This is a genomic window from Enterobacter sp. N5-15 (genome assembly GCF_057221635.1).
In genome coordinates, this window is the sequence record NZ_CM170150.1 from 2,809,770 (window position 1) to 2,833,017 (window position 23,248).

Below are 23,248 nucleotides of genomic sequence, written 5' to 3' on the forward strand. Positions count from 1 at the left end.
TTTTTAACGCGAAGCGAGCAATATTCGTCTAAGGTTTTCAGGTGATTGACAACAGCGGTCACGCTGTTTAGTGAAGACAGGAGACGAACTAATGATAAGACCTCGTACACTACGCCCCGCGTTCTTGCCCCTTGCGTTAGGAGGCGCGCTGCTCGGCGTAACGACTTTCGGTTATGCCGACGATAGCCCCGCAGCCCAGACAGCCTCACCCGATATTTTGCTGGGACCCCTGTTTAATGATGTGCAAAGCGCCAAACTGTTTCCCGATCAGAAAACCTTCGCTGATGCCGTCCCCAAAAGCGACCCGCTGATGATTCTGGCGGACTATCGGATGCAGCACACGCAGTCCAGCTTTGACTTACGCCACTTTGTCGAGATGAACTTCACGCTCCCTGCGGAAGGGGAAAAATATGTTCCGCCTGCTGGACAAAGTTTACGTGAGCACATCGACGATCTCTGGCCCGTACTGACGCGCACCACGGATAAAGCCAGCAACAAATGGGATTCCCTGCTGCCGTTACCCAAACCTTACGTTGTGCCCGGCGGGCGTTTCCGCGAGGTCTACTACTGGGACAGCTATTTCACCATGCTGGGCCTGGCTGAGAGCGATCATTGGGACAAAATCAGCGACATGGTGGATAACTTTGCGTATGAGATTGACACCTTCGGCCACATTCCCAACGGCAACCGCAGCTATTACCTGAGCCGATCCCAGCCGCCGTTCTTCTCGCTGATGGTGGAGCTGCTGGCAACGCACGACAGCGATGCGCTGAAGAAGTATCGTCCGCAGATGGAGAAAGAGTATGCCTACTGGATGGACGGCGTCGATGCCCTTCAGCCGGGGCAGAATAACAAGCGCGTGGTGAAGCTGGATGACGGCGCTATCCTCAACCGCTACTGGGACGACCGCGATACCCCGCGCCCGGAGTCCTGGCTTGACGATGTGAATACCGCCAAAAGTAACCCTAACCGACCTGCGACCGAGATCTACCGCGATCTGCGCTCCGCTGCGGCCTCGGGCTGGGATTTTAGCTCCCGCTGGATGGACGACCCGCAAAAGCTCGGCACCATCCGGACCACCAGCATTGTCCCCGTGGATCTGAACGCCCTGATGTTCAAGATGGAAAAACTGCTGGCGCGGGCAGGCCAGGAGAGTGGCGACGCCGCCAGCGCAAGCAAATACGAGGCGCTGGCAACGGCGCGTCAGAAAGCCATCGAGAGCCACCTGTGGAATGATAAAGAGGGCTGGTACGCGGATTACGATCTGAAGAGCAAGAAGGTTCGCAATCAGCTCACGGCGGCAGCCCTGTTCCCGCTTTACGTGAAGGCGGCGGCGCAGGAGCGGGCCGATAAAGTCGCCGCGGCAACCTCATCGCGCCTGTTGAAACCGGGCGGTATTGCGACCACCACCGTCAACAGCGGCCAGCAGTGGGATGCGCCAAACGGCTGGGCCCCGCTGCAATGGGTGGCCGCGGAAGGGCTGCAGAACTACGGCCAGGAGAAGGTCTCGATGGACGTGACCTGGCGCTTCCTGAAGAACGTTCAGCATACTTACGATCGGGAAAAGAAACTGGTCGAGAAATATGATGTGTCGACAACCGGTACGGGCGGCGGCGGCGGGGAATATCCGCTGCAGGATGGCTTCGGCTGGAGCAACGGCGTGACGCTGAAAATGCTGGATCGGGTCTGCCCGAAAGAAAAACCGTGCGACAGCGTGCCGGAGAATCAGCCTGCGGCGAATGATGAGGCTGCGCCGGTGAAAGCTGCGGCGCAGTAAGGGTGTATTGCCGGGTGGCGGCTACGCCTTACCCGGCCTACATTTTGAACTCACAGGGAGTTACTTAGAAACTGTAACTCGCCCCTAGCTGATACGTCCTGTCACGCCCAATCCAGCAGTTGGTCGCGTCGTAGCAGGTCAGCGTCTCTTTATTGGTGATGTTCTGCGCGCTGGCCTTAAGCGTTAGCCCCGCCAGCGAGGGCAGGATTTCGCCCATCCGGTAGGAAGCCGCCAGATCGTACTGCGTAGTGCCGCCCAGTTTTCCTGCATCGTTTGCCGGAGAGATTTCCATCGGCCCGGTGTAGCGTGCGCCCGCTCCCAGCATCAGTCCTTTCAGCGGCGTGTTGTCAAAGGTGTAATCCCCCCAGAGGTTGAAGGCATTCTCCGGCACCTGCGTTGGACGTTTTCCTTTGTACTTGTCATCTTCCCGGTTGATCGCGTGGGTGTACGCATAGTTGGCAATTAGCGTCAGGTTGTCCGTCGGACGGCTGATGGCGGACAGCTCTGCCCCTTTGGATTCCACTTCCCCGGTCTGACGATAGTTCAGGAAGCCCGGGTCGGAGGTGACAACATTTTTCTGACGAATGTTAAACACCGAGGCGGTAAAGGTGGTGGCGTAGTCGGCCAGAAGATATTTCACCCCGCCCTCCACCTGCTTGCTGGTGGTCGGCTTGACGTCTTTCGCCACGAGCGTTCCCTGCGGTGACACCGGCGCAAAACCTTCTGAATAGCTGATAAATGGTGAAATCCCGTTATCGAAGGCGTAAAGCGCACCCAGGCGTTTAGTGACGCGATCCTGCGACACCCAGGCTTTATCACCGTTTTGCAGGTAGTTGGTGGTGACGGAGCGGTAATCGTCGTAGCGCAGGCTGCCCAGCAGGTTGAGGCCGCCAAACTCTACCTGATCCTGTAAGTAATAGCCGTTCTGCTGATAGCTGAGGCGGTTTTTCTGGGCGGTATACAGCCCAAGAGCGCTATCGTCGATCTGCGAATAGTCAGGATGACGCATATCGATACCCGGCGTGGCCGACGCGTAGCGATAGTGGAAATGGGAGTTCAGCTTCTGATAGTCAAACCCGGCCAGCAGATGGTGCTTCCAGTCGCCCAGCGCAACGGTTTTGGTCACCTGGTTGTCGATGTTGAAGCTCTTAAGGTCTTCATCGGTGGTGTAAGCAAAGCGGTTGAGCTGATACACCTCGCTTCCCGTCCCTGTCGCGTAGACGCTGCGCTGGTGGGTATCGACGTCGAAATAGCGCGCCTTCTGGTTAAAACCCCAGCCGCTGTCAAATTCATGTTCAAAGCTGTAGCCCAGCATCCACTGACGCTGCTTAAACCCGCTCCATTCGTCTCCGGCGTAATCGCGCTTGCCCGCGTATTTTGAGCGCAGGTAGGCGAGCGGCAGCGGGTTAGACGGCGTCAGGCTCGGGGTGTTTTGCGCCAGCGCGTCCAGGGTGAGGCGGGTTTTGCTGTCCGGTTGCCAGGTGACGGACGGCGCAACCAGGTAGTTTTCATACCGGGTGGTGTGCGGCTGATCGTCGTTTTCCGTGGCTTTGCCCAGCAGACGGTAGTTCCAGTCGCTGTCGGCAATCTGCCCGGTTGAATCGAGATAGCCCTCTTTCAGATTACGGTTTCCGGTGTTAACGCCGATCTCGGTTCGGGCTTCCCGCTGCGGTTTTTTACTTTGAATATTCACCAGCCCGCCCGGCGAGCCGCCGCCGTAAAGGACCGATGAGGGGCCTTTCAGGATATCCACACTGTCAATCAGCAGCGGATCGATGCGCGCTTTGGTATTGCCGGTGACGTTATAAGGCAGCTGCAGCCCGTTGTAGAACTCCTGGTCGACGGTAAATCCACGAATTTTATATTCGCTCATGTAGGAGGTATTGCCCCGCACCTCGGTTGAGACGCCCGGGGCATAGCGCAGGATTTCATTCACCGAATTCGCGTGACGCTTTTCAATTTCCGGCGCAGAGAGGGTCGTGATGACCTGCGGCGTTTTACTTTCGGCAACGGCCGATTTCGTAGCGCTGTTCGTCCAGGCCGGCAGCGCGCTGCCCTGCTCTGAGCCCGTGACGACGATGGTGGATTCTTCGGCGAACGCCGGGACCTGCAATGCCAGCGTAACGGCGCCTGCCAGGGCGCAAAGCGTAAAGCGTGAGGTATTCATAATGTCGTCTTGTTGTTAGATGCAATACGGAACGACAATTATTATCATTTAGATTAACAAATCAATACTCAGGCAAAAAAACGGCCCTCCGCAGAGAGCCGTTTACGTCAATTTATGCTCGTCGCAGTAACCTGAATATGCCCAGCACCACAATGGCACCCACGACAGCGACCAGAAAACTGTGCAGGTCGAAACCACTTATGTTGCCTCCAAAACCAAACATCGTCGCCAGCCAGCCGCCCACAACCGCACCAACGACCCCGAGTACACAGGTCAAAATAAAGCCGCCGCCATCGTTTCCCGGCATGATCAGTTTAGCGATAGCGCCAGCAATAAGACCAAAGATAATCCAGGCGATGATACCCATAGCGATGCCCTCTTGCAGGTTTAACGCGTGCGCAGAAAACCTTCTGCACAGCTAACTTAAGTATAGGTCATCGCCGGAAAACCATTTTCATCTCACCGACTTATCTTTGCTTAAACAGGCAAAAAAAACTCACCGGTTTGTATTAAGTTTCATTGCAGATTGCCGATAACGCTAAGACAGTCTGTCATCAATCAAGGAGCCATCCGGCGTGAGTCATTACAGTGAGCAGTTCCTCAAGCAAAATCCGCTGGCTGTATTAGGGGTATTACGCGACCTGCAAAAAGGTGAAGTGCCGCTGCGCATCAGCTGGTCGAATAATCAGTTCATCAGCAAGATCCTTGACGCCTCGCAGGAGCGGCTGGTGATTGATTTAGGCAGTCAGGAGTATGAAAACCGCGCGGCGCTGAAAGCGGAAAATGTCGCGGTAATGGCCGAAACGCAGGGTGCCAAAGTGGAGTTTGTCCTGACGCGGCTGGAAATGAGCGAATACCAGGGACTCCCTGCTTTTGCTACCCCGCTTCCCACCAACCTCTGGTTTGTCCAGCGTCGTGAATATTTCCGCATCAGCGCCCCGCTCCATCCCGCCTATTTTTGTAAGGCCAAAATGCCGGACAAAAAAGAGATCCGCTTCCGCCTCTTCGACCTGTCGCTGGGCGGCATGGGCGCACTGATGGATACGCCGAAACCCGACGGCCTGGTAGAGGGCATGCGGTTTTCGCAAATTGAGCTGGATATGGGGGGCTGGGGTCGCTTTTATTTCGATGCACAGCTGATTGCCATCAGCGACCGTACCGTCGTGGACAGCAAAAATGAAACCATCACCACGCCGCGTCTGAGCTTCCGTTTCCTGAACGTCGGGCCCGGCGCAGAGCGCGAGCTTCAGCGCATCATCTATTCTCTCGAGCGGGAGGCGCGGGAACGCGCAAATAAAGTTCTGTAAGGAAAATCGGGCAGCGTGACCGCCGCCCGTCTGCGGCATTACATGGCATCCATCGCTTTCTGTACTTTCCAGATATAACGAGGCGCCTGTGGTGCCGGGTGATTTTTCGCCACATGTTCAAAGAATTCGTCTTTGTCCATGCCGTTAATCTCTTCTATCGCCTCTTTGCGGTCAGAGGAGAAGGTTCTGAGCAACGCGCCGGCACCGTTAACGTAAGACACCACCAGCGCGTATTGCATCACCTCCGGATCCTTAATGCCCTTCAGCACGCCATGCTCCATTATGCTCAGGTAGGCCGTGCCCATTGATATGTTGCGTTCCGGGTTTTTCAGCTCGCTGGTCGACGGCTGGCCGCTCCAGCCCATATAGCGGTAAACCTCTTTCCCCGCCGTTGACGCTTTAAGCTGCATCAGGCCCACCGCGTTGGATTTGCTGACAAGCGCAGGATTTCCGCCGGACTCCACCGCAATGATCGCCGTGATGAGACGCGGGCTGACGCCCCAGGCCTTCCCGGCTTGTTCACTGATCGGCATCCACTGCATGGCCCGTTTCACCGGCACTTCCGGGTTCCAGGGTGGGTTTTGATAATCATGTTTTGAACTACAGCCAGCAAGCAACACAATCAAAAAAGCAAACCATCTCAATTTCACGTCATCTATCCTTATAGCCGGTCATCGCGGTGCGCCGCCTCTTGAAGCAGGCGGCGTATAAGCGGCATGATATAGACAATTAGTTTCTCATTCAGCAAGGAATTGCCATGTCTCAGTTTCATCTCATCGCGCCGTCGGGCTACTGCATTAACCAGGACGCGGCGCAGCGGGGCGTTCAGCGTTTGCTGGAGTCGGGTCATCAGGTAGAAAATCAGACGATTATCCCCCGCCGCCAGCAGCGTTTTGCCGGTACTGAAGCGCAGAGGCTGAATGATATCAATAGTCTGGTGAACCTGACGGGCGAAAACCGGATTGTGCTTGCGGTGCGCGGCGGGTACGGTGCGAGCCGGCTGCTGGAGAGCATTGACTGGCAGGGGCTGGCGCTGCGCCAGCAGCACGATCCGCTGCTGATTTGCGGCCACAGCGATTTCACCGTCATCCAGCTCGGGCTGCTGGCCCTGCATAACGTTATCACCTTCAGCGGTCCGATGCTGGCCGGTAACTTCGGCGCGCCGGAGCTGGATGCGTTTACCGTGGAACACTTCTGGCGCGCGCTGCGTAACCCTACCTACAGCGTGGAGTGGCAAGGCAATGGACCGCACTGGGAGTGTGAAGGCCAGCTCTGGGGCGGTAACCTGGCGATGCTGGTCTCGCTTATCGGCACGCCGTGGATGCCGCAAATCGAGGACGGCATTCTGGTGCTGGAAGACATCAACGAACATCCGTTCCGCGTCGAGCGCATGCTCTTGCAGCTTTATCATGCCGGTATTCTTGAACGCCAGTCCGCGATTGTGCTGGGCAGCTTCAGCGGCTCTGCTCCGAATGACTATGACGCGGGTTACTCCCTTGAAACCATGGTCGACTTCGTTCGCTCGCGGCTGGATATTCCGGTCATCACCGGTCTGGATTTCGGCCATGAGCAGCAAACCGTGACCCTGGCGCTGGGGGCGCACGCCTCCCTGATCCACAACGATTCCGGCAGTCGGCTGACCATCAGCGGCCATCCTGTCATAAAGGCATAAAAAAGCCGTTATACCCCCTTAATAAAACGCTGTTGCCGTTGTTAATATGTTAGGGTTTTAGTAACAGCGTTAACATTGAGGTGGGAGTAAGAGAACATTGGATGCCGCAGCGATAATCAGCCTTTTCATTTTGGGTTCCGTCCTTGTAACCAGCAGTATTTTATTAAGTTCATTTTCATCGCGTCTCGGCATACCTATTCTTGTCATTTTCCTCGCCATCGGCATGCTCGCCGGCATTGATGGCATTGGCGGTATCCCATTCGATAACTACCCCTTCGCCTACATGGTGAGTAACCTCGCGCTGGCGGTGATCCTGCTGGACGGCGGGATGCGCACCCAGGCGAGCTCCTTCCGCGTGGCCTTAGGGCCTGCGTTGTCGCTCGCCACGGTCGGCGTGTTGATTACCTCTGGCCTCACCGGAATGATGGCCGCGTGGCTTTTCCATCTCAATATCATGGAAGGTTTGCTGATTGGCGCCATCGTGGGCTCAACCGATGCGGCAGCGGTATTTTCCCTGCTCGGCGGAAAAGGGCTTAACGAACGCGTCGGCTCCACGCTTGAGATTGAATCCGGCAGTAACGATCCGATGGCGGTGTTTCTCACCATCACCCTGATTGAGATGATCCAGCAGCACGAGACGGGCCTGAGCTGGATGTTCGTCTGGCATATCCTGCAGCAGTTCGGGCTGGGGATTGTTATCGGCCTCGCGGGGGGATACCTGTTACAGCAGATGATCAACCGCATCTCGCTGCCCGCGGGGCTTTACCCCCTGCTGGCGCTGAGCGGCGGTATCCTCATTTTTGCCGTCACCACCGCGCTGGACGGCAGCGGCATTCTCGCCGTCTACCTCTGCGGGTTCCTGATGGGCAACCGCCCTATTCGCAACCGGCATGCCATTTTGCAGAACTTTGACGGTCTGGCCTGGCTGGCGCAGATCGGCATGTTCCTGGTGCTGGGCCTGCTGGTTACGCCATCGGATCTGCTGCCGATCGCCGTTCCGGCGCTGCTGCTGTCCGCGTGGATGATCTTCTTCGCCCGTCCGCTGTCGGTATTTGCAGGCCTGCTGCCATTTCGCGGCTTCAACCTGCGCGAGCGTGTGTTTATCAGCTGGGTGGGCCTGCGCGGCGCGGTGCCGATTATCCTTGCGGTGTTCCCGATGATGGCCGGTCTGGATAACGCGCGGCTGTTCTTTAACGTGGCGTTCTTCGTGGTGCTGATTTCACTGCTGTTCCAGGGAACCTCGCTCGGGTGGGCGGCTAAAAAAGCCAAAGTGGTGGTCCCTCCCGTGGGCTGGCCGGTCTCCCGCGTGGGGCTCGACATTCACCCGGAGAACCCGTGGGAACAGTTCGTCTATCAGCTGAGCGCCGACAAATGGTGCGTGGGGGCCTCGCTGCGCGATTTGCACATGCCGGCCGAAACGCGCATTGCCGCCCTGTTCCGCGATAATGTCCTGCTGCATCCTACCGGCAGCACCCGCCTGCGCGAAGGGGATATTCTCTGCGTCATTGGCCGCGAGCGCGACCTGCCCGCGCTGGGCAAGCTGTTCAGCCAGTCCCCTCCGGTGGCGCTAGATCAGCGTTTCTTCGGCGATTTTATTCTGGAAGCCAGCGCCAAGTTTGCCGATGTGGCGCTGATTTACGGCCTGGATGAAGGGCTGGAGTACCGCGACAAGCAGCAAACGTTAGGGGAAATCATTCAACAACTGCTGGGGGCGGCCCCCGTCGTCGGCGACCAGGTAGAATTCGCAGGGATGATCTGGACGGTTGCGGAGAAAGAAGATAACGCGGTGAGAAAAGTCGGCGTCAGGCCGATGGAAGAGGAAACGGAGTAGCGGTTTTTTGCCGGGTGGCGCTAACGCTTACCCGGCCTACGTTCGAGGGTTTTGTAGGTCGGGTAAGCGTTAGCGCCACCCGACATAAATATATGTTACACCGTCACAACCGGCACTCTCGGTGCCAGCGCGCACATCAATTCGTACCCCACCGTGCCCGCCGCGGCAGCAACGTCATCAATCTTAATTTCGTTACCCCACAGCTCCACAGGTGAACCGATCCCCGCCTGCGGGCATGGCGTCAGGTCAACGGCCAGCATATCCATTGATACGGTGCCCACCGTTCCCGTACGAACCCCATCGACCCAGACCGGCGTGCCGGTCGGCGCGATGCGCGGGTAGCCGTCGGCATAGCCGCCCGCCACGATGCCAATTCGCTGCTCGCCCTTTGCCCGGTAGCGGCTGCCGTAGCCCACCGCGTCACCGGCCTTCAGCGTCTGCACGCCAATGATTTCACTGCGCAGGGTCATGACCGGCTTCAGGCCGCTGTTGGCGATATCCTGCCACTGGCCTGAGGGAGACGCACCGTACAGAACAATCCCCGGACGCACCCAGTTGTAGTGCGCCTCGGGATGCCACAGCGTGGCCGCCGAGTTCGACAGCGAGCGTGGGCAGTCCAGCCCCTCTGCCGCCTGCTCAATGCGCACCATGGCATCGGCAATTCCGTCGGGTTGTTCCGCGTCGGCAAAATGCGCCATCAGCGTCATTTCGCCCACGTTCTTCATGCCGCGCAGCTGCTGCCAGACCGTATGCACCCGCTCAGGCTGGAAGCCCAGTCGGTTCATGCCGCTGTTCACCTTGAGATAGATATCCAGCGGAGCATGGAGCTTCGCATCCTGAATCGCCTTAATCTGCCAGTTGCTGTGAACGCTGGTGGTCAGTCGATACTTGTCCAGCAGCGGCAGATCGTCCGCGTGGAAGAAGCCCTCCAGCAGCAGTATGGGCCCTTTCCAGCCGCGCTCGCGCAGCAGAATGGCCTCTTCCAGATTCAGCAGCGCAAAGCCGTCGGTCGCGCTCAGCGCGCTCCAGATACGGTCGATACCGTGGCCGTAGGCGTTCGCTTTCACCACCGACCAGACGCGCGAACCGGGTGCCGCCCGACGAACAATTTGCAGATTATCCTTCAGGGCCTGCAGGTTCAGCTGGGCCAGAACAGGACGGGACATGACAGCTCCTTAGTTATGCGCGCCGTGCAGATGCTGTGGACGCGAAGGCGTAAACCCCGATTGATAGCGTGCGGCGCTTAAATCGTCAAACGGAATTGCCGGCGTGCGCCCGGAAATCAGGTCGCTCAGCAGCTGGCCCGATCCGCAGGCCATCGTCCAGCCAAGCGTGCCGTGTCCGGTATTGGTCCACAGGTTTTTATACGGCGTGCGGCCCACGATCGGCGTGCCGTCCGGGGTCATCGGACGCAGGCCGGTCCAGAACGTCGCCTGTTCAACAAAACCTCCGCGCGGGAAGAGATCGCCCACCACCATCTCCAGCGTTTCACGACGCGGCTGCAGCAGCTCGGTGTTGAAGCCGACAATCTCCGCCATGCCGCCTACGCGAATACGGTTATCGAAGCGGGTAATGGCGATTTTGTAGGTTTCATCCAGAATGGTCGACACCGGCGCGCCGCTCTCTTCTTTCACCGGAATGGTCAGCGAGTAGCCCTTCAGCGGATAGACCGGAATGTCGAGAATGCCTTTCAGCATGGCGGTGGAGTACGAACCAAACGCCATCACGTAGGCATCGGCTTTGATCACCTCGTCGCCGCACTTCACGCCGTAAATCTTTTCCCCTTCCGACAGCAGCTTGTCGACAGAGGTGTTGAAGCGGAACTTCACCCCCGCCTGCTCGCACATTTGCGCCAGACGTTGCGTAAAGAGCTGGCAGTCACCGGTTTCGTCATTCGGCAGGCGCAGGCCGCCCGTCAGCTTATGCGCCACTTCCGCCAGCGCCGGTTCAACCTGGCCAAGCTGGCTGGCTTCCAGGAGCTGGTACGGTACGCCGGCATCCTCCAGCACGGCGATATCGCGGGTGGCATTTTCGTACTGTTGCTCGGTGCGGAACAGCTGTAACGTCCCGCCCTGACGGCCTTCGTACTCAATCCCCGTCGACGCGCGCAGCGCTTTCAGACAGTCGCGGCTGTATTCCGCCAGGCGCACCATGCGCCCTTTGTTCTCCATGTAGTGGCGGGTGTCGCAGTTGCGCAGCATCTGCCACATCCACTTCAGCTGGAACTGCGTGCCGTCAAGGCTGATGGCCAGCGGCGCGTGGCGCTGGAACATCCATTTAATCGCTTTCAGCGGAACGCCCGGCGCAGCCCACGGTGCCGCATACCCCGGAGAGATTTGCCCGGCGTTCGCCGCGCTGGTTTCAAGCGCGGGACCGGATTCACGATCGATAACGGTTACGTCATGTCCCGCCTGACTTAAATACCAGGCGCTGGTTACCCCAACGACACCACTTCCCAGTATGACAACACGCATAGCCACTCCATTATGTGCAAAAGAACAATCTTCTAATTACAGATTGATAACCTAGTTGAAAATATTATTCAACATACGACTTTTTTATGGTGACTTACCTCACACATCCCCCAGCATCAGGGGATAGTGCTAATTTGGGATCTCCTGCTGCGCGTTATTTTTAACCAGCATAATATGCTGAGACATACCGTTTTTTTGCCGTATCAAAAACGCGAAATCGCAAAGAAAAAATTTCTGCCCCAGCACGCTTTTTAACACGTTGATCTATGCTTGAAAGGAGGCTCTCCAGACAGAGAGAGCACCCACAACGAGGGCGCGCTAATGGCTACTATTGATTCCCTGAACAAGGACAACACACGTCTGAGCGATGGACCCGACTGGACCTTCGAGCTGCTGGATGTTTACCTCGCCGAAATCGACCGGGTCGCAAAGCTGTATCGTCTGGATACCTATCCTCATCAGATTGAAGTCATTACGTCCGAACAGATGATGGACGCCTACTCCAGCGTCGGGATGCCGATTAACTATCCGCACTGGTCGTTTGGTAAAAAATTTATTGAAACCGAGCGGCTGTACAAGCACGGCCAGCAGGGGCTGGCGTATGAGATCGTCATTAATTCCAATCCGTGCATCGCCTATTTAATGGAAGAGAACACCATTACCATGCAGGCGCTGGTGATGGCGCACGCCTGCTACGGGCACAACTCATTTTTCAAGAATAACTATCTGTTCCGCAGCTGGACGGATGCCAGCTCCATCGTGGATTACCTGATCTTCGCCCGTAAATACATTACCGACTGCGAAGAACGCTACGGCGTGGACGAAGTGGAAAAACTGCTCGACTCCTGCCACGCGCTGATGAACTACGGCGTGGACCGCTACAAGCGTCCGCAGAAAATCTCTTTGCAGGAGGAGAAGGCCCGGCAGAAAAGCCGCGAAGAGTACCTGCAAAGCCAGGTGAACATGCTGTGGCGTACCCTGCCGAAGCGTGAGGAGGAAAAAACGATCGCCGAAGCGCGTCGTTACCCGTCCGAGCCGCAGGAAAACCTGCTCTATTTTATGGAGAAGAACGCCCCGCTGCTGGAGCCGTGGCAGCGTGAGATCCTGCGCATCGTGCGCAAGGTGAGCCAGTATTTCTACCCGCAAAAGCAGACGCAGGTGATGAACGAAGGCTGGGCGACCTTCTGGCACTACACCATTCTTAACCATCTGTACGACGAGGGGAAAGTTACCGAGCGGTTCATGATGGAATTCCTCCACAGCCATACCAACGTGGTGTTCCAGCCGCCCTACAACAGCCCGTGGTACAGCGGAATAAACCCGTATGCGCTTGGCTTTGCCATGTTCCAGGATATTAAGCGTATCTGCCAGTCGCCGACGGAAGAAGACAAGTACTGGTTCCCGGATATCGCCGGCTCTGACTGGCTGGAAACGCTGCACTTTGCGATGCGCGACTTTAAGGATGAGAGCTTCATCAGCCAGTTTATGTCGCCGAAGATCATGCGTGACTTCCGCTTCTTCACCGTGCTGGACGACGACCGCAACAACTATCTGGAGATTTCCGCGATCCATAACGAAGAGGGATACCGTGAGATCCGCTCTCGCCTCTCTTCCCAGTACAACCTGAGCAACCTTGAACCGAATATTCAGGTCTGGAACGTCGATTTGCGCGGTGACCGCTCCCTGACGCTGCGCTATATCCCGCACAATCGAGCGCCGCTGGATAAAGGGCGTAAAGAGGTGCTGAAGCATGTGCATCGCCTGTGGGGCTTTGACGTGCAGCTGGAGCAGCAGAATGAAGACGGGAGCGTCGAGCTGCTGGAACGCTGCCCGGCGCGGTTGAATACGCTGTAGTGTTTTTTGCCGGGTGGCGGCTGCGCCTTACCCGGCCTACGGGTTTTGTAGGCCCGGTAAGCGAAGCGCCACCGGGCAAAAAAAACCTCTCATATGAGAGGTTTTTTCTTTAGCGACTCTGAATCGCTAAATCACCCGGCAGCGTTTTCTGCATACGGTGCCAGATTTCACCGGAATCATGACCGTAGCGGCGCACCGTCTCATAAACCTGATCGTGCAGGCCTTCGGTACAGAGCTTGCTCAGCTTATGGTAGAAGCCCAGCGCCAGGCTACGCGCTTCAGGATTGGCAAAGTAGTGGCGGCCGATGCGGGTGTAAAGCCCCTTCATACCGTTGAGGATAAGACCGTACACCGGGTTGCCGGAGGCAAACGCCAGGCCGCGAAACACGTTGTAATCGAGGGTGGCAAAGGAATCGGCGTGATCTTCCACCTCGTTCGCGCTGGCCAGCACCGCAAGGGCGTCTTCCGGATGCTGACGGAAGGCGGTACGAATAAAGATCGTCGCGATGTTGGTGCGAACGGAAAGCAGATTATCAATGAGCTGCGGCACGCTTTCATGGTCGAGACGCGCCAGCGTTTCAAGAATGTTCAGCCCGGACGTTTCCCAGAAGTTGTTTACTTTCGTCGGCTTGCCGTGCTGGATCGTCAGCCAGCCATCGCGCGCCAGCCGCTGGAGCACTTCACGCAGCGTGGTGCGAGTGACGCCAATCAGTTCAGAGAGTTCGCGTTCAGCCGGAAGAATGGACCCCGCAGGGAAACGATTATTCCAGATGCTTTCAATGATGTACTCTTCCGCGAAACCCGCCGGGCTCTGCGCCTTAATGACCATAGTGAGATTTCCATTACACAGCTTTAGCAAATTGGACTCATCATACCAGAGGCAGCCAGTGGCAGGTAGCACGGCAAAGAGAGAAAAGAGGGATCGCCGTTTCATTTTTGTGAAATTTACAATGCAGCCTTATCCGCCTCCAGGCCGCGATTTTTGCGTATACTGATGTTTTGTCTTACTTGACGGGGATGGACGTCTGTCGTGGAAATTTCTTTTGGGCGCGCGCTGTGGCGCAACTTTTTAGGCCAGTCTCCGGACTGGTACAAACTTATACTTCTGGTGTTTCTGGTCGTTAACCCCCTCCTCTTTAGCGTAAACCCGTTCATTGCCGGGTGGCTGCTGGTGGCGGAGTTTATCTTCACCCTGGCCATGGCGCTGAAATGTTATCCCCTGCTGCCGGGCGGTTTGCTGGCGTTTGAGGCGGTCGTCATCGGCATGACCAGCGCCGAGCATGTCAAAGCTGAGCTGGCGTCAAATCTCGAAGTGCTGCTGCTGCTGATGTTTATGGTGGCGGGCATCTACTTCATGAAACAGCTGCTGCTGTTTATCTTCACGCGCCTGCTGCTCAGCATTCCGTCGAAAATGTTCCTCTCGCTGGCGTTTTGCCTTGCGGCCGCCTTCCTGTCGGCGTTCCTGGATGCGCTAACGGTCGTCGCGGTGGTGATAAGCGTTGCGGTTGGGTTTTACGGTATATATCACCGCGTGGCCTCCTCTCGCCCGGGTGAAGATTTGCAGGATGACAGCCACGTCGATGCGCATAATCGTGACGTACTGGAGCAGTTTCGCGCCTTCCTGCGCAGCCTGATGATGCATGCTGGCGTCGGTACCGCGCTGGGCGGCGTGATGACCATGGTGGGCGAGCCGCAAAACCTGATCATTGCCAAAGCGGCGGGCTGGCACTTCGGTGAGTTCTTCCTGAGAATGGCGCCGGTGAGCGTACCGGTGCTGATCTGCGGTCTGGCGACCTGTCTGCTGGTGGAGAAGTTTCGCCTCTTTGGCTACGGGGCGCAGCTCCCGGAGCCGGTTCGTCAGGAGCTGCATAAATTCGATCTGCAGAGCCGCAGCCAGCGGACGCGCCAGGAGACGCTACGGCTGATTGCGCAGGGGATCATCGGCGTCTGGCTTATCGCGGCGCTGGCGCTCCATCTTGCCGAAGTGGGGCTGATTGGCCTGTCGGTCATTATTCTCGCCACCACCTTTACCGGCGTGACGGACGAACATGCCATCGGCAAGGCGTTTACCGAAGCCCTACCGTTTACCGCCCTGCTGGCGGTGTTCTTTGCCGTCGTGGCCGTGATTATCGATCAGCACCTGTTCGCGCCGATTATTGCCTTTGTATTACGGGCGTCACCGGATGCTCAGCTGTCGCTGTTTTACCTGTTTAACGGCCTGCTCTCGTCGATCTCAGATAACGTCTTCGTCGGGACGGTCTACATCAACGAGGCCAAAGCGGCCATGGAGCAAGGCGTTATCAGCGCCGGACAGTTTGAGCTGCTGGCGGTGGCAATCAATACCGGCACCAACCTGCCGTCGGTGGCGACGCCAAATGGCCAGGCCGCCTTCCTGTTCCTGCTGACCTCCGCCCTCGCGCCGCTCATACGACTTTCTTATGGCAGGATGGTGTGGATGGCGCTGCCCTACACGCTGGTGCTCACGATCGTGGGATTGCTTTGCGTCAAAATTACCCTCATTCCCTGTACGCAATGGTTGATACAAGCGGGTATACTTGCGGCGCAGTAAACTATGCATCTCGGGCAGTTCGCTGCCCGTTTGCCTTTTCGCACGATAAACATCCAATTACGTTTTATTTCGTCAGGTACAGGTGGCGCGAAAAACGAATTCGTTTACACTGCGCTTTCTAAGCATGTTCCAGGGAAATGATTATGTTGAGATTTTTAAACCAGTGCTCCCGCGGTCGCGGAGCGTGGTTGTTAATGGCCCTGACCGCCTTTGCGCTGGAAATGGTCGCGCTGTGGTTCCAGCACGTAATGGGACTGAAACCTTGCGTGCTTTGTATTTATGAACGCTGCGCGCTGTTCGGCATTATGGGTGCGGGCCTGGTCGGCGCGATTGCCCCAAAATCGCCGCTTCGCTATGCCGGTATTGCCATCTGGATCTACAGCGCCTGGAAAGGGATTGAACTCTCCTGGCAGCACACCATGATGCAACTGCATCCGTCACCGTTTATGACCTGTGATTTTGCCGCCCGCTTCCCGAGCTGGCTGCCGCTGGACAAATGGCTGCCGCAGGTGTTTGTCGCATCCGGTGACTGCTCCGTTCGTCAGTGGGAATTCCTGACGCTGGAGATGCCGCAGTGGCTGGTGGGTATTTTTGCCGCCTACTTCGTCGTGGCGCTGCTGGTGCTGATCGCTCAGCCGTTCAAACCGAAGAAACGCGATCTGTTCGGAAGGTAAAAGCAAAACGGCAACCTCGGTTGTCGTTTTTAGTGTTTGCGCCCTCTCCCGTGGGAGAGGGTTGGGGTGAGGGCATCAGGCCGCACAAACACAATAAAAAACCCGCCTCGGCGGGTTTTTTAATCTCAACGGGTCGGGTGGTTCATGATGTGGTCTTCCCAGTCACGCACCTCGGACTCTTTCACCGCGATGTGGCGCACAGAAATGCGTTCACCGTGCATCGCCGCTTTTGAACCGGTTAACAGCGGATGCCAGTCAGGCAGACCTTTCCCTTCCGCCAGCAGGCGATACGCGCAGGTATGCGGCAGCCATTCAAACGTTGGCAGATTATCCCGGGTTAACTTGATGCAGTCAGGCTCAAATTCAAACCGGCGCTCATAGTTGCGGCACTGGCAGGTTTTAATGTTTAACTGCTTGCAGGCAACGTTGGTGAAGTAGATTTCATCCGTATCTTCATCCATCAGCTTGTGCAGGCAGCACTGCCCGCAGCCGTCGCACAATGATTCCCATTCCGCATCGGTCATGTCGTCGAGAGTTTTGCTTTGCCAGAAAGGGATGTCGTTCATCAGGATGTCCACACGTCAAAAGGAAGCGCACCTTATAACGAGTCTGGCACGTTGTTGCAAGTTTTGCCGCCCTCTTCAGGCGGCAAGATGGGGTTACAGCACGCGGGTTTTCAGCGACAGGCCGTTAAAACCGACCTCTAGCTCGTCACCGCTGAGCAGCGGTCCAACACCTTCTGGGGTTCCAGTCAGGATCACATCGCCCGGTTTCAGGGTAAAGAAGCGGCTCATGTAGGCGATCAGCGGCACAATCTTGTGGATCATGTCCGCGGTGGTGCCCTGCTGGCGGATCTCGCCGTTAATCTTCAGGCTAAGCGGGGTGTCCTGCGGATCGCCGGTAAATTCGCTCACCGGAACAAACGCCGAGATGGGGCAGGAGTTATCAAACCCTTTGGCCTTTTCCCACGGCTGCCCTGCTTTCTTCATTTTGCCCTGCACGTCACGCAGCGTGAGATCCAGCGCCACGCCGTAACCGGCAATCGCTTTCTGAACATGCTCTTCTGAGGCCTGGCGCAGCGTCGCGCCGATCAGCACGGCGAGCTCAACTTCGTGATGCACCGAGCCCAGCCCCTGCGGCAGCGCCAGCGGCTGGCGGATATCGCAAAGCGCCGTTTCAGGCTTAATGAACAGGACCGGCTCTTCTGGCGTCGCGCTGCCCATCTCCTGAATATGTTTTGCATAGTTGCTGCCCACGCAAACCACTTTGCTGACGGGATAATCCAGTAATGCACCTTGCCAGTTATGATGTTGATACATGGTCGACCCCTAAACGGTTGATGTGTTGTGCCCAAAAACAGTTGAGACTATTTTTTACCGTTCGCCTCAAGATGCTGTTTTAATAAATTCTCGGGTGGCGGTGGAAGCTGTAAATAATAGCCTTGCTCGGCTAAGGCCGTTTTCACTTTATCCAGATCGGCATTAATCAGTTTCTTACGACCATCAAGCGGCAGCAGCATCGCCAGCTGTGGTCGGCCAAAGTTCTTCATTAATTCGTCAGGCACGCGTGAAAAATCGTCTTTCTTTTCGACATAAAGATAGGTCTGGTCACGGCTTGTACTTCTGTAGATCACACAAAACATGTTTTTACTCTGAATTAATGGGTGGTTGCTTGCCTCAATATACTCCTGACTATAACATGCCTGATACTCTTCGGAATATCGCAGCGAGTGGTTGCGGTTAATAGCAAATTGAGTAAGGCCAGGATGTCAAACACGCCCATCGAGCTTAAAGGCAGTAGCTTCACCTTATCAGTGGTACATTTGCATGATGCAAAACCCGAGGTTATTCGTCAGGCGTTAGAAGACAAAATCGCCCAGGCTCCCGCCTTTCTGAAGCACGCCCCTGTTGTTATCAACGTCAGCGGTCTTGAGGCTCCGGTTAACTGGAAACTTCTCCAGCAGGCCGTCTCCTCGACCGGACTGCGTATCGTGGGCATCAGCGGCTGCAAAGATACTGAGCTGAAAGCGGAAATTGAGCGTGCGGGGCTGCCTCTTCTGAATGAGGGCAAAGAAAAAGCCTCGCGTGCGGCCCCCGTTGCCGTGCAAACGCCCCCTCCTGTGGTGCAAAACGTTACTACCGTCACAAAAACGCGAATGATTGATGTGCCGGTTCGTTCCGGTCAGCGTATTTATGCACCAAACTGTGATCTGATTGTTACAAGCCACGTCAGTGCTGGCGCTGAGCTGATTGCAGATGGCAATATTCACGTATACGGTATGATGCGTGGACGTGCGCTCGCAGGTGCAAGTGGCGATCGAGATGCGCAAATATTTTGTACTCACCTGACGGCGGAACTGGTGTCCATCGCAGGTGAATATTGGCTGAGCGACAAGATCCCAGCCGAATTTTATGGCAAAGCGGCCCGCCTGCTTCTGGCAGACGACGCGTTGACCGTTCAACCGTTGAATTGATCCCTTTTTAACAAGGAATTTCTATGGCACGCATTATTGTTGTTACTTCGGGTAAAGGAGGCGTTGGCAAGACCACCTCCAGCGCGGCCATCGCTACTGGTTTGGCCCAGAAGGGAAAGAAAACCATCGTTATCGACTTCGATATCGGTCTGCGTAACCTCGACCTCATCATGGGATGTGAGCGTCGCGTCGTGTATGACTTCGTGAACGTCATTCAGGGCGATGCCACGCTGAACCAGGCGATGATTAAAGACAAGCGCACCGAGAACCTCTACATTCTTCCGGCTTCTCAGACGCGTGACAAAGACGCCCTGACTCGTGAAGGGGTGGAAAAGGTGCTTGATGAGCTGAAAAAAATGGAGTTCGACTTCATTGTCTGCGACTCCCCTGCCGGCATCGAAACCGGTGCCCTGATGGCGCTGTACTTCGCTGATGAAGCGATCATCACCACCAACCCTGAAGTTTCATCCGTGCGTGACTCAGACCGCATTCTGGGGATCCTCGCCTCTAAATCCCGTCGTGCGGAAAATGGCGAAGACCCGATTAAAGAACACCTGCTGCTCACCCGCTACAATCCAGGCCGCGTGAACAAAGGTGACATGCTGAGCATGGAAGACGTGCTGGAGATCCTGCGCATTAAGCTGGTGGGCGTTATCCCGGAAGATCAGTCCGTGTTACGCGCGTCTAACCAGGGCGAGCCAGTGATCCTTGATACATTGGCAGATGCAGGTAAAGCTTACGCCGATACCGTTGACCGTCTGCTGGGAGAAGAACGTCCTTTCCGCTTCATTGAAGAAGAGAAGAAAGGTTTCCTCAAACGCCTGTTCGGAGGATAAGTTATGGCATTACTGGACTTTTTTCTCTCGCGGAAAAAGAACACCGCCAACATCGCAAAAGAACGTCTGCAAATTATCGTTGCGGAGCGTCGTCGTAGCGACGCCGAGCCTCACTACCTGCCGCAGCTGCGCAAGGACATCCTGGAAGTAATCTGCAAGTATGTGCAGATTGACCCGGAGATGGTCACGGTGCAGCTGGAACAAAAAGACGGGGATATTTCGATTCTGGAGCTGAACGTTACGCTCCCGGAAGCGGAAGAGTCGCGTCCGTAGATTTGTGATTTCGTAGCCCCGGTAAGCGCAGCGCCACCGGGGGAATATGCCGGGTATATCGCCCGGCATATTTTTTTATCGCGGATAACCTTCCAGCAGCGTATTCAGGCGATCGGCCATCAATTTCCCGCGCCATCCCGCCATCATTTCCGGCACGCCACTCTGCGGCTTCAGCTTCCAGTGCCAGTTCAGCAGCTGGTTAATCTGACGACGTGAGGCGAGCAGTTCAGCGCCCAGCTTGCGTTCCGCTGCAACGTCCTGCACCAGCGCTTTGATATCCTTAAACGCTTTGCGATAGCCCGGCATATCCATCAGGTTCAGCAGCGGTTCCGGCAGCGCATCTTCCGGCAGCTCCTGCGCTTTTGCGACCAGCGCCAGCAGGGTTTTACCGTGGAAGCGGATCTCGCTGCCCGAAAGCCCAATGCTGTCCAGCTCGCCCATGCTGCCCGGCATATAGCGCGCGACCGCCCAGAGATGTTCTTCGCGAACCACAAAGTTAACGGCCAGATCGCGCTCGCGCGCTTTACGCAAGCGCCAGTCTGCCAGCAGCTGCAGGCATGCCAGCTGACGCGTACGCAGCTGCCAGGCGTTGCTGATATCGCGCCAGGCCTCTTTCGGGTCGACCACTTCCTGGCGGCGCTGCTGGGTCATACGACACTCGTCGAGCGCCGCAGACAGCCATCCGGAAGCTTCAGCCTCTTTCATCAGCTGTCCGGCAATCGGCAGCAGGTAAAACACGTCTGCCGCCGCATACTCCAGCTGACGCTCGGTTAGCGGACGCGCCAGCCAGTCGGTACGGGATTCGCTTTTATCCAGCGTCAGGCCCGTATACTCCTCTACCATGGCAGCAAACCCCCATGAGAGCGGACGATTGCTGAATGCCGCGAGGATCTGCGTGTCAATCAGCGGCTGGGGCATGATGCCAAAAGTGTTCAGAAAGACTTCCAGATCTTCACTGCCTGCGTGCAGGTATTTCGTCACGGCGGTATCGAGCAGCAGGTCACGCATCGGCGTCCAGTCGGTAATGCCGAGAGGGTCGATCAGGGAGACGTGTTTACCGTCGTACATCTGAATCAAACCCAGCTGCGGATAATAGGTCCGGGTACGGACAAACTCGGTATCCAGAGCAATGGCAGGAAAGTCGCGCGTCACTTCGCACAGCGAAGCCAGCTCGTCGTTGGTCGTGATCATCTGGTAATTCAAATCGGATTCTCTTTTGTTTGCGCCCATAAAAAACGCCGGCTTAACCGGCGTCTGGGCGATTAACGTGAAGCTCAGGCCTTATTGTCTACTTTGCCACGGGCTTCGTCACGTAATTCTCGTCGTAATATCTTTCCGACGTTGGATTTCGGCAGCTCATCGCGGAATTCAACCAGCTTCGGCACCTTGTAGCCCGTCAGCTGACGACGGCAGAACGTTACCAGCTCCTCCTCCGTGAGTGAAGCGTCTTTCTTGACCACAAATATCTTGACCGCTTCGCCGCTGCTGCCAGAAGGGACGCCGACTGCCGCCACTTCGAGCACGCCGCTGTGCTGCATAACCACGTCTTCGATCTCATTCGGATAGACGTTGAAGCCGGAGACCAGGATCATGTCTTTCTTGCGATCGACGATGCGCAGGAAGCCCTCGTCATCCATCACCGCGATATCACCGGTGTGCAGCCAGCCGTCTTTAATGATTTCGTCGGTCGCGTCGGGGCGCTGCCAGTAGCCCAGCATCACCTGCGGACCTTTGACGCACAGCTCGCCCGGCTCGCCCGGCGCAACTTCGTTATCGTTATCATCGACCAGTTTGGCCTCTGTGGAAGGAACCGGCAGACCAATGCTTCCACTGTGATAGTCGATATCATGCGGGTTAACGCTGACCAGCGGAGCACATTCCGTCAGGCCATAGCCCTCCAGCAAATACTGGCCGGTGAGCTTCACCCAGCGCTCGGCGACCGCCTGCTGAACCGGCATGCCGCCGCCCGCAGAGAGATGCAGCGTGGAGAAATCCAGCTGCTGGAACTCTTTGTTATTAAGCAGCGCGTTAAACAGGGTGTTTACCCCTGTCATAGCGGTGAACGGGTATTTCGCCAGCTCTTTCACCAGGCCCGGGATATCGCGCGGGTTGGTGATGAGGATGTTCTGACCACCCAGTTCAATAAACAGCAGGCAGTTCATGGTCAACGCAAAGATGTGATACAGCGGAAGCGCGGTGATCACCACCTCTTTGCCCGGATGCAGCAGCGGCCCGTAGGTGGCGTTCACCTGTTCAAGGTTTGCCAGCATATTGCGGTGGGTAAGCATGGCCCCTTTGGCCACGCCGGTGGTCCCGCCTGTGTATTGCAGAAACGCAAGATCTTCCGCGACCACTTCGGGTTTCACATACTGCATACGGTAGCCCGCATGCAGCGCGCGGCGGAAGGAGATGGCGTCCGGCAGGTGGTATTTTGGCACCAGACGTTTGACGTATTTGACGACAAAGTTAACCAGCGTGCCTTTGGCGGTGGAGAGCTGATCGCCCATGCGCGTCAGGATGACGTGTTTAACCTGAGTTTTGTCGACCACTTTTTCCAGGGTATGGGCGAAGTTGGACACAATGACGATAATAAACAGTTTGTTAACATTATATTAACTCAGCGTACCAGTTTATTAATTGTTCAGATTTAAGGTTGCGAAGCGCGTCACTCTTTTTTTTCGTTTTATCCGTAAAAAAACAGAGACAGCGGCTGAGCCGCTGTCTCTTTTCTAACAATAACAGTAAGTTACTCAGTAACGATCGTCTGAACCTGTGCAGGACCCGGGTTGTACCAACCCCAGCCCGGGTAGCCGTAACGATAAGGATGTGGACCCCACATCCACGGATCCATCGGCTGAGGCGGCATGATCACCTGCTGTGCCAGCCGCCAGCGTTTATACCCGTTGACCTGCATGGTCATAAATTTATACGGCGTGCTGCCGATTTTGCCCTGCACGGCGCCGGTAATCGGCCCGACGACGGTCACCAGCTGTCCGCGAAAATCGACCGGATCGAGGAAACCACTGATGTCCGCATAGATACGCCCGCGGGAGGCCTCACCCAGTACCGGCCGTGCGCCGCTGTCCAGCGGAACGGTCGCGATCTCCAGACGGGTTTTCCCCTGCTGGTTTTGTACGTCGATGACCTTACCGCCAAAGCGCGCTTCCTGGCCAACGTACAGCTCAGGCGCATTCATCACCCGAACCAGATCCTCCTGTGGCGTCGGGCTGCTGCCCTTAATCGCATCAGGAACGGAAACGCATCCGCTCAGTGCTATGGCAACCGCGCCTGCCATAATAAGGCGTACTACTTTAGTCTGAACCGCCATGATGCGACTCCTT

At 56.4% G+C, this 23,248-nt stretch carries 21 protein-coding genes and 1 pseudogene; 10 read left to right on the top strand and 12 right to left on the bottom strand.

Going from position 1 to position 23,248, the window contains the following annotated elements; genetic code table 11:
• Positions 1-91 precede the first annotated feature (91 nt).
• Positions 92-1,777: an alpha,alpha-trehalase gene (locus AC2TE5_RS13350; protein WP_484611803.1), complete on the top strand. Its 1,686-nt coding sequence runs from the start codon at positions 92-94 to the stop codon at positions 1,775-1,777.
• Positions 1,778-1,841: 64 nt separating this feature from the next.
• On the opposite strand, the gene AC2TE5_RS13355 is transcribed toward AC2TE5_RS13350, so the two are convergent.
• Complete coding sequence (locus AC2TE5_RS13355; protein ID WP_484611804.1) at positions 1,842-3,944, bottom strand: TonB-dependent siderophore receptor; 2,103 nt, start codon at positions 3,942-3,944, stop codon at positions 1,842-1,844.
• Between the two features lie 112 nt (positions 3,945-4,056).
• On the bottom strand, positions 4,057-4,311 hold the full coding sequence (locus AC2TE5_RS13360) for a GlsB/YeaQ/YmgE family stress response membrane protein (protein WP_008502662.1): 255 nt from the start codon (positions 4,309-4,311) through the stop codon (positions 4,057-4,059).
• A gap of 208 nt (positions 4,312-4,519) precedes the next feature.
• On the opposite strand from AC2TE5_RS13360, the gene ycgR reads away from it, so the two are divergent.
• Positions 4,520-5,251 carry a flagellar brake protein YcgR gene (ycgR, locus tag AC2TE5_RS13365; RefSeq protein ID WP_193940724.1) on the top strand — a complete coding sequence of 244 codons (732 nt, stop codon included), beginning with the start codon at positions 4,520-4,522 and terminating at the stop codon, positions 5,249-5,251.
• Positions 5,252-5,289: 38 nt separating this feature from the next.
• Here ycgR and emtA read toward each other — a convergent pair whose 3' ends face one another.
• Positions 5,290-5,901: a membrane-bound lytic murein transglycosylase EmtA gene (emtA, locus tag AC2TE5_RS13370; protein ID WP_063143839.1), complete on the bottom strand. Its 612-nt coding sequence runs from the start codon at positions 5,899-5,901 to the stop codon at positions 5,290-5,292.
• Positions 5,902-6,008: 107 nt separating this feature from the next.
• Between emtA and ldcA the strand changes: the two genes are divergently transcribed.
• Both ldcA and AC2TE5_RS13380 read left to right on the top strand, forming a co-directional pair.
• Positions 6,009-6,923, top strand: coding sequence for a muramoyltetrapeptide carboxypeptidase (ldcA, locus tag AC2TE5_RS13375; protein ID WP_252030244.1), 915 nt, complete (start codon positions 6,009-6,011; stop codon positions 6,921-6,923).
• A gap of 97 nt (positions 6,924-7,020) precedes the next feature.
• Complete coding sequence (locus AC2TE5_RS13380; RefSeq protein WP_023336053.1) at positions 7,021-8,754, top strand: potassium/proton antiporter; 1,734 nt, start codon at positions 7,021-7,023, stop codon at positions 8,752-8,754.
• A 95-nt stretch (positions 8,755-8,849) separates the two neighbouring features.
• Here AC2TE5_RS13380 and dadX read toward each other — a convergent pair whose 3' ends face one another.
• Positions 8,850-9,920 carry a catabolic alanine racemase DadX gene (dadX, locus tag AC2TE5_RS13385; RefSeq protein WP_484611805.1) on the bottom strand — a complete coding sequence of 357 codons (1,071 nt, stop codon included), beginning with the start codon at positions 9,918-9,920 and terminating at the stop codon, positions 8,850-8,852.
• A 9-nt stretch (positions 9,921-9,929) separates the two neighbouring features.
• Entirely contained in the window at positions 9,930-11,228 is a 1,299-nt protein-coding gene (locus tag AC2TE5_RS13390) for a D-amino acid dehydrogenase (RefSeq protein ID WP_063143835.1), read from the bottom strand.
• A 321-nt stretch (positions 11,229-11,549) separates the two neighbouring features.
• Between AC2TE5_RS13390 and AC2TE5_RS13395 the strand changes: the two genes are divergently transcribed.
• Complete coding sequence (locus AC2TE5_RS13395) at positions 11,550-13,082, top strand: SpoVR family protein (protein WP_023293929.1); 1,533 nt, start codon at positions 11,550-11,552, stop codon at positions 13,080-13,082.
• A 109-nt stretch (positions 13,083-13,191) separates the two neighbouring features.
• On the opposite strand, the gene fadR is transcribed toward AC2TE5_RS13395, so the two are convergent.
• Positions 13,192-13,911 (bottom strand): fatty acid metabolism transcriptional regulator FadR, encoded by a 720-nt coding sequence (gene fadR, locus AC2TE5_RS13400; RefSeq protein WP_484611806.1) that lies wholly within the window; start codon positions 13,909-13,911, stop codon positions 13,192-13,194.
• Positions 13,912-14,112: 201 nt separating this feature from the next.
• Between fadR and nhaB the strand changes: the two genes are divergently transcribed.
• Positions 14,113-15,651, top strand: coding sequence for a Na(+)/H(+) antiporter NhaB (gene nhaB / locus AC2TE5_RS13405; protein WP_484611807.1), 1,539 nt, complete (start codon positions 14,113-14,115; stop codon positions 15,649-15,651).
• A 143-nt stretch (positions 15,652-15,794) separates the two neighbouring features.
• Positions 15,795-16,325: a disulfide bond formation protein DsbB gene (dsbB, locus tag AC2TE5_RS13410; RefSeq protein ID WP_024909807.1), complete on the top strand. Its 531-nt coding sequence runs from the start codon at positions 15,795-15,797 to the stop codon at positions 16,323-16,325.
• 125 nt (positions 16,326-16,450) lie between these two features.
• Here dsbB and AC2TE5_RS13415 read toward each other — a convergent pair whose 3' ends face one another.
• From AC2TE5_RS13415 to AC2TE5_RS13425, 3 genes are all read right to left on the bottom strand, one after another.
• Complete coding sequence (locus AC2TE5_RS13415; RefSeq protein WP_024909872.1) at positions 16,451-16,891, bottom strand: YcgN family cysteine cluster protein; 441 nt, start codon at positions 16,889-16,891, stop codon at positions 16,451-16,453.
• Positions 16,892-16,984: 93 nt separating this feature from the next.
• A complete protein-coding gene (locus AC2TE5_RS13420) occupies positions 16,985-17,644 on the bottom strand; it encodes a fumarylacetoacetate hydrolase family protein (RefSeq protein ID WP_032658472.1) in 660 nt (219 codons plus the stop codon).
• A 47-nt stretch (positions 17,645-17,691) separates the two neighbouring features.
• Complete coding sequence (locus tag AC2TE5_RS13425) at positions 17,692-17,967, bottom strand: YcgL domain-containing protein (protein WP_032658474.1); 276 nt, start codon at positions 17,965-17,967, stop codon at positions 17,692-17,694.
• Positions 17,968-18,090: 123 nt separating this feature from the next.
• Between AC2TE5_RS13425 and minC the strand changes: the two genes are divergently transcribed.
• Genes minC through minE form a run of 3 tightly spaced genes read left to right on the top strand, consistent with a single transcriptional unit; the run spans position 18,091 to position 19,907 of the window.
• Complete coding sequence (minC, locus tag AC2TE5_RS13430; RefSeq protein ID WP_032658477.1) at positions 18,091-18,798, top strand: septum site-determining protein MinC; 708 nt, start codon at positions 18,091-18,093, stop codon at positions 18,796-18,798.
• A 23-nt stretch (positions 18,799-18,821) separates the two neighbouring features.
• Positions 18,822-19,634 (top strand): septum site-determining protein MinD, encoded by an 813-nt coding sequence (minD, locus tag AC2TE5_RS13435; RefSeq protein ID WP_121424130.1) that lies wholly within the window; start codon positions 18,822-18,824, stop codon positions 19,632-19,634.
• 3 nt (positions 19,635-19,637) lie between these two features.
• A complete protein-coding gene (minE, locus tag AC2TE5_RS13440; protein WP_008500504.1) occupies positions 19,638-19,907 on the top strand; it encodes a cell division topological specificity factor MinE in 270 nt (89 codons plus the stop codon).
• 75 nt (positions 19,908-19,982) lie between these two features.
• On the opposite strand, the gene rnd is transcribed toward minE, so the two are convergent.
• The 3 genes and pseudogenes from rnd to AC2TE5_RS13455 form a co-directional block, all read right to left on the bottom strand.
• Positions 19,983-21,110, bottom strand: coding sequence for a ribonuclease D (rnd, locus tag AC2TE5_RS13445; protein ID WP_484613342.1), 1,128 nt, complete (start codon positions 21,108-21,110; stop codon positions 19,983-19,985).
• Between the two features lie 71 nt (positions 21,111-21,181).
• Positions 21,182-22,495, bottom strand: a pseudogene (locus AC2TE5_RS13450) (AMP-binding protein); the annotation flags it as partial.
• Positions 22,496-22,653: 158 nt separating this feature from the next.
• Positions 22,654-23,235 carry a Slp family lipoprotein gene (locus AC2TE5_RS13455; protein WP_484611808.1) on the bottom strand — a complete coding sequence of 194 codons (582 nt, stop codon included), beginning with the start codon at positions 23,233-23,235 and terminating at the stop codon, positions 22,654-22,656.
• Positions 23,236-23,248: the final 13 nt, after the last annotated feature.